We start from the raw sequence: 11,109 nt of genomic DNA, 5'->3' as shown, positions 1-11,109 counted from the left end.
TGCTTTTAATGAGGAAAAATTTATTCCTTTCTCTGAAAATATTAATGACAGTTATGCTTGATTTCAAATCTACTTCAATAAATTAATTATATCTTATTTACTAGGCAATTTTCAGAGCGCCAAACATTATGAAGTCTTGACGGAAAAATATATTAGCGGTGTAACAGGATTATTTTGTATTCCAGTATATTATTTTTATAGTTCACTAGCTAAACTAGCTTTTTACCCTACTGCAGCAGTTGAGGAACGAGAAAAAATGCTAGAGCAAGTAACTACCAATGCAGAAAAAATCAAATTTTGGGCACAACACGCACCTACAAACTATTCCCATAAATACTATTTAATAGAAGCAGAAAAACACAGAATACTTGGAGACAAAATAGCAGCTATTGAAGCTTACGAACAAGCGATCGCCACAGCTACAAAAAACAAATATATTCAAGAAGCAGCTTTAGCAAACGAACTGTGTGCCAAATTCTATCTGGAGTGGGGTAAAACAAAAATCGCCCAAACTTATATGATTGAAGCATACTATGGATATGTTAACTGGGGAGCAGTAGCCAAAGTTAAAGATTTAGAAAAACGCTATCCACGACTACTAGCTCTGATTTTGGTTCGCTCTTCTGGAAACAGCAACTTCCTCAGCAGCAATACCATGTCTTCCCATACCTCCAGTAGCAACACGGAAAATATCCTCGATCTAGCAACTGTAATTAAAGTTTCTCAAATTTTGTCTGGAGAAGTGAAGCTAGAGAATTTGCTCTCAACTTTAATTCAACTGATCATGGAAAATGCGGGAGTACATTTTTGTGCTCTTATTTTACTCAAAGACCAACAGTTAATACTTGAAGCAATGAGTCATGTTGTAGATACAACTATCCCTACTGCTCATAACCAATATCTGCAAAATTTCCAGCGACCTCGAGTACCTGTTTCCGCATCCCAAGAGTTACCCCAAGCATTAATTAACTATATTTGGCGCGCTCAAAAATTTCAGGTATTTGATAATGCGACTACAGAAGCAACATGGGTAAATGACCCCTATCTGAAACGACAACAACCTAAGTCTATATTATGTACTCCTATTACCAAGCAAAGCAAACTTATCGGTATTATCTATTTAGAAAACAATTTAATAAAAGGTGCATTTACTCCTAAAAGATTACAGTTATTAGAAATGATTACGACTCAAGCAGCAATTTCTCTAGAAAATGCTTTGCTTTACGATACTTTAGAACAAAAAGTCGAGCAACGCACCCAACAATTAAACGAAAAAAATCAAGCTTTAGGTCAAACTATCAAAGAATTAAAACGCACTCAAACTCAACTAATTCAAACCGAAAAAATGTCATCTTTAGGACAGTTAGTTGCCGGGGTAGCTCACGAAATTAATAATCCAGTCAACTTTATTTCTGGCAAGATCAAATATACTACTGAATACGCTCAGGACTTATTAGATGTTATTCAAGTTGATCGGGAGAATTATCCCGAACCTGTTGATGAAGTAACAGATATTTTGGAATATGTGGAGTTAGATTTTTTAGTTGCAGATTTACCGAATTATTAATTATTAATTATTAATAATTAAATAATTTTGGTTGAAAGCCTCCCCTTGGATAGGGGAAAAAAGCGGTCCTTGGATGGCGAGGTCTCCGTTCCCTCCGGGACGCTACGCGAACTTCGAAGCTTTGCGAAGCGCAAACGCTTGCCTCCAATCTCCCAAGAGAGAAGAAATAATATTTTCTGATCTTCAATTGGTGTAACGGTTAAAACCTTCTTGTAATTATCAAGTTCGCCATTATCAATTATCAATTAATGAACGAAGCTATTAAATTCGATGCAAGTAGGAGCTAATCGAATTAAAGAAATTGTCGAATCTTTACGCAATTTTTCTCGTCTTGATGAATCAGAAGTTAAGAATGTAGATATACATGAAGGAATAGATTCTACTCTGATGATTCTCCAAAACAATCTCAAAGCTCAACCCCATGAATTGGAAATTGAAGGAGCACTCAGCACTCAGCAATCAGCAATCAGCTTATCAGGCGTGTATAATGGGGGATTCAAACCCCCACGCAAAGCGCACCACTAATTTTTCAAATTATAGTGGGGGACTTAAACCCTTGGATTTTTAGCTGTTAACGTAGTTCCTCCGCAGGAGGCTAGCTAAATGCTGAAAGCTAATAGCTAGTTAAAGTTGTGAAAAATTACGGTCAATTACCCAAATTCAGATGCTATCCCGGCGAACTGAATCAGGTATTTCTGAATATTATTGGTAATGCTATTGATGCACTAGAACCTATGAGAAATCCCAACAGTAATTCGCCTCCTCAAATTACTATTACTACGGAAATAGAAACAGAAAATCAAGTGATAATTCGGATTGCTGATAATGGTATAGGTATGAGTGAGGTAGTACAAAAGCGGATATTCGATCCTTTTTACACGACAAAACCAGTCGGTAAAGGTACAGGTTTAGGTTTAGCAATTAGTTATCAAATTATTGTGGAACGTCATGGGGGAAAATTAGAATGTATTTCTACTCTCGCAAAAGGTTCAGAATTTGTAATTTCAATTCCTCTGTGAAAATGATAAAATATTCGAGTCAAATTTATTCTAAACCTAAGCTATGAGTTTGAAGTTATACTTTATCCGACATGGAGAAACTACATACAGTAAAACAGGAGGTTACTGTGGTATTTTAGACCCAGAATTGACTCCCGAAGGGTTAGAAATGGCAGAACAATTTGCTCAAGCTTATGGTTCATTAAATTGGACTGCTGCTTATGTTAGTCCAATGAAAAGAACTATAACTACTGCAAAACCTTTGTGTGATGTCGCAGGTTTAGAAATGCGAGTACGGGATGGTTTAAAAGAAATTTATTATGGAAAATGGGAAGGAGAAACCCCAGAAACAGTTAATAGTAACTATCACGATGATTATGTTCGTTGGTTAACAGATCCTGGTTGGAATTCTCCGACAGGAGGAGAAAAAGGTATAGACATTGCTCGTCGCTCTTCTCAGGTAATTCAAGAAATTCAAGACAACCATCAAACAGGTAATGTATTAGTAGTGTCTCATAAAGCAACTATTAGAATTATGCTTTGTAATTTATTAGGAATTGATATTGGCAGGTATCGCGATCGGATTATGATGTTAGTTGGTGGAGTAAGTATTGTAGAAATTGGTGTTCATGGTCCATTACTACATTGTTTATCAGATCGTTGTTATCTAGACGAAAAATTACGGTCTTTAAAAGGTACTTAATTAGGTAGTAGGGGAGTGGAGGAGTAAGGGAGTAGGGAGAATAGGAAGATTGAGTTTGGAAACAAAAGGATAGGTTTTTTCATCACTTGCTTACCTGGAGATAATATTAGAATGTAAAAATTATTCCACCTTTTCTCTGCATTTCCTAATAATACCAGTTTGATAAATGTTTGCTATGAATCTCTGTTAACTGTTACCTGTTCCCTGTTCCCTATTCCCTTTGATATAAAAAAGTAGAATCAAGAAACAGAAATAATTACTAACTATGAAAATTTTAGTGTTAAATGCAGGGTCTAGTTCCCAGAAAAGTTGCTTGTATGAAATTACTACAGAAAACTTACCAGAAAATCCACTACAACCGATTTGGTCAGCAGCAATTGACTGGACTGCTAATAATGATTATGGGATTTTGGAAATAGAAGCAAACGGAGTTGAGAAAGAGTTCAAACTTAACCCCGAAAAACGTCTAGAAGGTATCTCTAAAATGTTAGAAACCCTTAGTCAAGGAGAAACAAAAGTTATCGAAAATTTATCTGAGATAAATGTAGTTGGTCATCGAGTAGTTCATGGCGGTTCAGATTATTCAGAAGCTACTTTAATAACAGATAAAGTCAAAGCAACAATTAAAAATCTTATTCCTTTAGCACCTGCCCATAATCCCAATCATTTAGAAGGAATTGAAGCTATTGAAAAAATCTTAGGAAATATACCTCAAATAGCAGTATTTGATACAGCATTTCACAGTCAAATGCCAAAAGAAGTTGCTATTTATCCGATTCCTTATGAGTGGTTTGAAAAAGGAATTAGACGCTATGGATTTCATGGGACAAGTCATAAATATTGTTCTCAAAAAGCAGCAAAAATATTAGGTAAACCACTAGAATATTTACGGATAATTACCTGTCATTTAGGTAATGGTGCTTCCTTAACAGCAGTGTCTAATGGAATTAGTATTAATACTACTATGGGATTTACTCCACTAGAAGGATTAATGATGGGAACTCGTAGTGGTTCAATTGACCCAGCAATTTTGATTTATTTGATGCGAGAGTATGGTTTTGATGCAGAAAAATTGAATAAAATGCTTAATAAAGAATCAGGTTTAAAAGGTATTTCTGGAAAATCGGGAGATATGCGTTATATTACTAATACTATGCAAGAAGGAGATGAACTTGCTCAATTAGCATTTGATATTTATATTCATAAACTCCGTTGTTGTATAGGAGAAATGCTAGCTTCTCTTGGTGGCTTAGATGTCTTAGTATTTACTGCTGGAATAGGAGAACATTCAGCAATTGTTAGAGAAAAAACTTGTGCAGGTTTTGAGTTTTTGGGGTTAAAAATTGACAAGGAAAAAAATACTAAACCTGCAATGAATACTGATATTTCTGCCCCAGATGCCAAAGTAGCAGTTTTAGTAGTACATACAGAAGAAGATTGGGCGATCGCTTGTGAATGCTGGCACAAAATCGGCCAAACTTAATTTAAATTATATATTTGTTACGAGAATAGTGGGAGCATCTTGCTCCCGTACTAGGTATTTCTTTTTGCTGTATACCATTACGCGAGCAGGACTACCTACTTCTGACTTCTGAGTTCTTGAAGATTGGGCGATCGCTTGTGAATGCTGGCACAAAATCGGCCAAACTTAATTTAAATTATATATTTGTTACGAGAATAGTGGGAGCATCTTGCTCCCGTACTAGGTATTTCTTTTTGCTGTATACCATTACGCGAGCAGGACTACCTACTTCTGAGTTCTGAGTTCTAACTTCTAATTTCTAACTTCTAACTTCTAACTTCTGACTTCTGAGTTCTTGAAGATTGGGCAATCGCTTGTGAATGCTGGCACAAAATCGGCCAAGCTTAATTTAAATTATATATTTGTTACGAGAATAGTAGGAGAATCTTGCTCCCGTACTAGGTATTTCTTTTTGCTGTATACCATTACGCGAGCAGGACTACCTACTTCTGACTTCTAACTTCTAACTTCTAACTTCTAACTTCTGAGTTCTAAGTTCTTGAAGATTGGGCGATCGCTTGTGAATGTTGGCAGAAAATGAGCCAAATTTATTCATATACTCTCCGACTGTCAGGTGCGGAGATTCTCCTGAAACCACGATTCTTGGTTCAACGAGTCCACTTAAATCAAATACTTTGCGGAATCTAGTCCAGAGATAGTTCTCATACCAAGCGCTTTGCTCTATTCCAAGAGCCTGTTCCCGTATCCCCTACGCTACAGTTCAAACCTAAAAAAATTGGTTATCTGGTGCTTGTTGCTTAGATTTTTCCATGCATAGAAATACTTATGCATCTGCCCCATAACTCTAGTTTTCAAGGTGCGTCTATCGATTAGATAGCTAGGTTTTTAGAGCGGTTGAATACATTATTCACTTTTCGTAGTATAACACAAAGTCCCCCTTTTGGGGCTATGCTTTATCAACATCTTTCTTAACATAAAACGTGGACATTATATACAAGTTATGAATTAGCCTTTGAGATGCTTTTTCTGGAGAAAAGTGTATTGAATTAGACATTTTTTTGAGAACTACAGACAAGATTCTCACTTCCCACACCCCCCACACGGACCATACGAACCACAAGATTTTCAGGACTTCCCGATCGGGGATAGCTTTTGGGGGGAGGATTCAAACCCAATTTTTCGGTAAAAAAAAAGCCTTGAAAAAGTTAGTGGGTGTCAAGTTTTAGACCGTTGCATAGATGGGGGATGATTTTAATAGTTTTGTAGAATCGGCATCCTACCTGCTCGAGAATATAACCAACAGGCAAGATACCCACTCCACTTATATTTATCCTTCTGACTTCTGAGTTCTGACTTCAGGTATACCTAGAATTTATAGCAGTTGAAGCCAAGATTAGGATATTTCTAAATACTGAAACTGAGTCAGAGATTACTTTTTACTTTTGCATCAGTGACTTTTGACTTGCGCGTAGCCCTATATGAGTGGCTGAATATAATTATGACTTTTGAGTTTTAACTTGATACTTTTGACTTATTAGATAAGGTGCATTATATAGAGTAAAATTACGATTATGCAGAATGAAGACCTTAACCTAGCAAATATTCAGCCGACGGGAGAAAGTCCTCTGGATTATATGGGAGAAGAAGAAGCTCCAAAGCCAGATCCAGAGGAAATGTTACCATTACTGACATCCTCAGAACCTTCTCAACGGATGATGGCCGCTCGAGCCTTCTGTGAACTTCAGGACGAGCGGGCAATTTCCCCATTAATTGAACTTTTACAAGATGATTGTCCATTAATACGGGTAAGTGCTGCTTATGCTTTGGGCCGTAATCCTAGTCCAGATGCTGTGGAACCCCTAATTAAACAATTAAATTTGGACTTTAATGGCTATGTTCGTAAAGGTGTTGTTTGGGCCTTGGGGAATTGTCGCGATCGCCGTTCTCTAGAACCTTTAGTGGATGCCCTTAGAACAGATATTTCTGCGGTACGCTTATGGGCCGCTAGTTCTTTAGGCCAGATAGCCCAAGTAAGTTATGAGGTAGTAGTAGGAGCAATACCACCATTAATTGAAGGGTTGAGACGAGACTCAATGACTGCAATACGAAGCAACTGTGCATGGGCCATTGGTCAGTTATGTCGAGAATTACCTTCTAATATTGTTTATGCTGGTGCAATTGATGCTTTGATTGAGGCATTAGAAGAAGATGAAGATATGGGCGTGCGGGAAGATGCGAAATCATCTTTGTTACGAGTGGGAGACCCTAGGGGTTTGCAAGTTATTGAACATTTAGAAATAGAAGGGTTATAAACAAAAATATATAGGATTGACATGGTATAGTTTGAAACTTATTTAGCAACTTTATAGATAATGATTGTGGCTAAATATTTCCCTAAATTGAATTCCAAATAAAAGTGGTTATTATTAAATTAGGAAGCAAAGAATGCAGTCAAATACCTCTTACACATCACTATAAAATTATATTTACTATAGTTTTTAAGGGTGTATAATAATGAATTAATTAATCAACGCTACATATGACTTTAGTTCCAGAAGGTAAATCCTTCCTGACCCATGTCCCCTATTATTTATTGATGTGTAAGGTTATTTTTTATAATTTGTACAATATCTATAATTCTTAATTGTTATATTGATAATTAAATATATAATAAAATTTTATGGCAATATTTACTGATTTTTCCTGATTAAATATTGCTGAATTTGTAGAATTGTAAAAAATATTTGAGATTCAGGGTTTTTATATTCAATCGAGTTGTACCGTTATAGAAAAGTATCCTTATAAAATAGAGCAGGGACTTTCCATACAACATCCTAAAGTTGTTGCACATTTAAATACTTTCCTTCTCTGCTGAACAATGGCTACTAAATCATAAAATCACTAATGATCCGGATTGAATATTAGTATTAAAATTATCATATTTTTAATGACAAAACTAATTACTTGCTCTATTCATTAATGGATAATGGATAATGGATAATTACCTCTCCCTAAAAGGAAGAGAATTGACACGGTAGGGAAAAAATTTATTTCTCTTGGTCGATTGGATATGCCGAGGAAACCTCGGCATCCCTCGACCGCTTTTTCCCCTTGAAAGGAGAGGCTTTAAACCTGAATTATTTAATTATTTAATTATTTAATTATTCGGTAAGAATAACTTATTAAATAACTTTAATTTTTCCTAAAACCCGATCTAAAATATTAACACTAGAAAATCAGCGGAGAACTATGAGAGTACCTAAGTATCAACCTTTTGTCAACAGTCATAATGAAATGAGGTTATATATGTCAGCTTTCAAACAAAATCGTCTCCCTAATTTTTTCCGAAAAATTAATCAAGGAAATAAATATAAAACAACTCATCTAGAAAATTTACCCAAAAAATATGCTAGTTCTGGTGAAATAGAAAATTATGCTCAAATACTCACAAATATTGAATTTTTATCTGCTAAAATTCAGCACAAAAAATTCGGAATAGAGAGTTTAATAAAAGACTATAATTTAATCAATGAATCAAAACAATTAGAATCTGGTAAGTTATCTCCAGAAACAACAAAATCTCTACAGCTAATTAAAGAAAGTCTAGAATTATCAAAATCTATTCTACAAGAAGATAAAAATCAACTATCAATACAACTATTTGGGAGACTTCTAGAATATAAAAACTTACCCTATATTCAACAATTACTAGACCAAATTCAAGCAGTCCAAAATACTCCCTGGTTGTGCCCCATTCATCCAAGTTTAACTCCGCCAAATGCAGCTTTGATGAGAACTATTAGTGGGCATGATGACTCAATTAATGCAGTGGCGCTCACTCCAGATGGTAAACAGATAGTATCAGCTTCTTGGGATGCAACATTAAAAATATGGGATTTAGAAAGCGGTACGGAAGTTAACACATTAACCGGACATAACTCCTGGGTATACGGATTAGCAATTACTCCAGATGGCAAAAAGGCAATATCAGGTGCATGGGATAAAACTTTGAAAATATGGGATTTAACTGAAAATAGGGAAATTTGTACTCTAAGAAATAATGATGCGATCAATGGAGTAGCAGTTACTCCAGATGGCAAAAAGGTAATATCAGCTTCAAAAAACAAAATATTAAAAGTTTGGGATATAGTAACCCATGAGGAAATTAATATTTTAACTGGTCATACTGCTGCTGTAATGGCAATAGCAATTACACCTGATGGCAAACAGCTAATATCAAGTTCAGTAGATAAGACACTGAAAGTTTGGGATTTAACTACATACAAGGAAATTCTTACCCTGACTGGTCATACTGCTTCAGTCACAGCAATAGCAGTTACTCCTGATGGCAAATATATAGTATCGGGTTCAGACGATAACACAATTAAAATTTGGGAATTAGCTACAGGTAAAGAAGTAGAAACCTTAGAAGGCCATACAGAATGGGTGAGAGCAGTTGCAGTTAGTCCCGATGGCAAATATATAGTATCAGGTTCGTGGGATAAAACCCTGAAAGTTTGGGATATAGAAAAAGCCTCTGAAATTATTACAATTACAGGCCACACAGAATGGGTGAAAGCAGTTGCAATTACCCCAGACGGTAAACAAATAATCTCCGGCGCCTATGATAACACAATTAAAATTTGGGATTTAGTAGCTTGTACAGTAGTTGAAAAATTTTCTCGCCATGATTTGGGAGTCAGGTCTGTTGCCATGCTCCCTAATACAACTCAAGTATTATCAGCTTCAGAGGATAATACCATAAAAGTCTGGAACTCCACTACAGGTAAAGAAGTTACAACATTGGTAGGACATACTCAAGGAGTATCAGGAGTGGCGATCGCTCCTGACGGAATACGAGCGGTATCTGCTTCAGAAGATAATACCCTCAAAGTTTGGAATTTAGAAACAAGTGAGGAACTATTAACTTTAGCAGGTCATGATTTCTGGGTAAATGCAGTTGCTATTACTCCCGGAGGTAAATGTGTAATTTCAGGTTCTAGCGATCGTACTGTGAAAATTTGGAATTTACTTACGGGGAATGAAATTAGAACTTTAAGGGGACATACTGATGGCATTTGGTCAGTAGCAGTTACTCCCGATGGCAAAAATGTGATATCTGCTTCCTGGGATGAAACTTTGAAAGTTTGGGATTTAGCTAGTGGAGCTGAAATTAGAACTTTATGGGGGCATACTGATGGTATTTGGTCAGTGGCAGTTACTCCCGATAGCAAAAAAGTGATATCTGCTGCTTGGGATGATACAATAAGAATCTGGGATTTAGCTAGTGGGAAAGAATTACGCAAATTATCAGGTCATACTAATACAATTAGGTCAGTAGCAGTTACTCCAGATGGTAAACGGATAGTATCAGCAGCAGCAGATCAGAAGCTAAAGGTCTGGGATATTGAGACAGGAAAGGAGTTGATGAGTTTTTCTGGAGAGAATAGTTTTTACTGTTGTAGTGTTGGCGAAGATAGGAAAACAGTGGTGGCAGGTGATAGTGAGGGAGTTATGCACTTTTTAGAGATGGCAGGTTAATTTATAATTTATAATTTATAATTTATAATTTATAATTAGGGGTTGCTTGTTAAATCTAAAAGCATTTACAGATAAAGGTTTTAGCCTTTTTATGTCTGGAAAAAGTACTAAGACTTTTTCAACAAACCCGAATTAATCTTGAGCTTTGGTATTTTTAATGATTGCATGAAGAATAGAAATTAATTCATAATTATTCATTTAATAAAGGAAGTAATCTTTGTTCTAGTTCTTTTTCTGTTGCAATTAATATCTTTAACCAGTAATTAGTCTGTCTAGCTTCCTTGAGAGAAATATTCATTCTATGGATAAAATCGGCTTTACTTTCTGCGTTTTGTGCTTCCTCAATATTCGCGCCTATGCTTGTCCCAGAGCGTATTAATTGTTTACTCAAATCATAGCCTGTTCCACCATTCTATCTCAAAAACTTGCAAAGCTTTACTATTCTTATGCTAAAATTTAGAGATCTACCTTGTATATCTTTTTTTGCCATTTTTGGTTCTATTTATTCTGAATTCTAAAATTGTAAATGCAATTCTAAATTCTGAATTCTAAATTCTAAATTATAAATTCTGATAATGAAAGTTTCCTCTCAATTTCTTACTCCCCAAAGTTTTCTAGAACGCAGTGTGGGAGCATTTGCTGACAAAGATGCCATAGTTTACCGTTCCTCTCGCTGGACTTATGCTCAGGTTGCCACCAGAGTTAATCAACTAGCAAACGCCTTAAAAAATTGGGGGTTACAAAAAGGCGATCGCGTAGCTTTCCTTTGCCCGAATATTCCACCCATGCTAGAAGCACATTTTGGCGTTCCCCTAGC

Annotated in this window: 9 protein-coding genes and 1 pseudogene; 8 read left to right on the top strand and 2 right to left on the bottom strand. The window is 35.8% G+C overall.

All coding sequences use genetic code 11. The features are described 5' to 3' along the window. Window positions 1-136: 136 nt before the first annotated feature. The 5 genes and pseudogenes from F6K22_RS17230 to F6K22_RS17210 all read left to right on the top strand — a co-directional run bounded on the left by F6K22_RS17230 (window position 137) and on the right by F6K22_RS17210 (window position 4,751). On the top strand, window positions 137-1,567 hold the full coding sequence (locus tag F6K22_RS17230) for a GAF domain-containing protein (protein ID WP_293100203.1): 1,431 nt from the start codon (window positions 137-139) through the stop codon (window positions 1,565-1,567). A gap of 270 nt (window positions 1,568-1,837) precedes the next feature. Then, on the top strand, window positions 1,838-2,092 hold the full coding sequence (locus tag F6K22_RS43075; protein ID WP_375340165.1) for a hypothetical protein: 255 nt from the start codon (window positions 1,838-1,840) through the stop codon (window positions 2,090-2,092). Between the two features lie 98 nt (window positions 2,093-2,190). After that, window positions 2,191-2,586: pseudogene (locus tag F6K22_RS17220) on the top strand (sensor histidine kinase); the annotation flags it as partial. A gap of 43 nt (window positions 2,587-2,629) precedes the next feature. Continuing rightward, the gene (locus tag F6K22_RS17215) at window positions 2,630-3,268 is read left to right on the top strand and encodes a histidine phosphatase family protein (RefSeq protein ID WP_293100198.1); all 639 of its coding nucleotides are present in this window, start codon (window positions 2,630-2,632) and stop codon (window positions 3,266-3,268) included. Window positions 3,269-3,533: 265 nt separating this feature from the next. Then, window positions 3,534-4,751, top strand: a complete 1,218-nt coding sequence (locus F6K22_RS17210) for an acetate kinase (protein WP_293100196.1) — start codon at window positions 3,534-3,536, stop codon at window positions 4,749-4,751. A 6-nt stretch (window positions 4,752-4,757) separates the two neighbouring features. Here F6K22_RS17210 and F6K22_RS17205 read toward each other — a convergent pair whose 3' ends face one another. After that, a complete protein-coding gene (locus F6K22_RS17205; RefSeq protein ID WP_293100193.1) occupies window positions 4,758-4,904 on the bottom strand; it encodes a hypothetical protein in 147 nt (48 codons plus the stop codon). A 1,418-nt stretch (window positions 4,905-6,322) separates the two neighbouring features. Here F6K22_RS17205 and F6K22_RS17200 point away from each other — a divergent pair. Together F6K22_RS17200 and F6K22_RS17195 are read left to right on the top strand one after the other, a co-directional pair. Continuing rightward, complete coding sequence (locus tag F6K22_RS17200) at window positions 6,323-7,063, top strand: HEAT repeat domain-containing protein (protein ID WP_363273770.1); 741 nt, start codon at window positions 6,323-6,325, stop codon at window positions 7,061-7,063. Window positions 7,064-8,057: 994 nt separating this feature from the next. Then, window positions 8,058-10,292 carry a WD40 repeat domain-containing protein gene (locus tag F6K22_RS17195; RefSeq protein ID WP_293100190.1) on the top strand — a complete coding sequence of 745 codons (2,235 nt, stop codon included), beginning with the start codon at window positions 8,058-8,060 and terminating at the stop codon, window positions 10,290-10,292. A gap of 190 nt (window positions 10,293-10,482) precedes the next feature. Here the strand turns inward: F6K22_RS17195 and F6K22_RS17190 are convergent, their stop codons facing one another. Further along, window positions 10,483-10,683 carry a four helix bundle protein gene (locus tag F6K22_RS17190; RefSeq protein ID WP_293100187.1) on the bottom strand — a complete coding sequence of 67 codons (201 nt, stop codon included), beginning with the start codon at window positions 10,681-10,683 and terminating at the stop codon, window positions 10,483-10,485. 184 nt (window positions 10,684-10,867) lie between these two features. Here F6K22_RS17190 and F6K22_RS17185 point away from each other — a divergent pair. After that, window positions 10,868-11,109: AMP-binding protein (locus F6K22_RS17185; RefSeq protein WP_293100185.1), on the top strand; the 242-nt coding region annotated here is incomplete at its 3' end.

It is taken from the genome of Okeania sp. SIO2F4 (genome assembly GCF_010672385.1).
GTDB lineage: Bacteria > Cyanobacteriota > Cyanobacteriia > Cyanobacteriales > Microcoleaceae > Trichodesmium.
The sequence above is the reverse complement of the archived record's forward strand: the minus strand, read 5'-3'. Positions and strand labels throughout refer to the sequence as shown.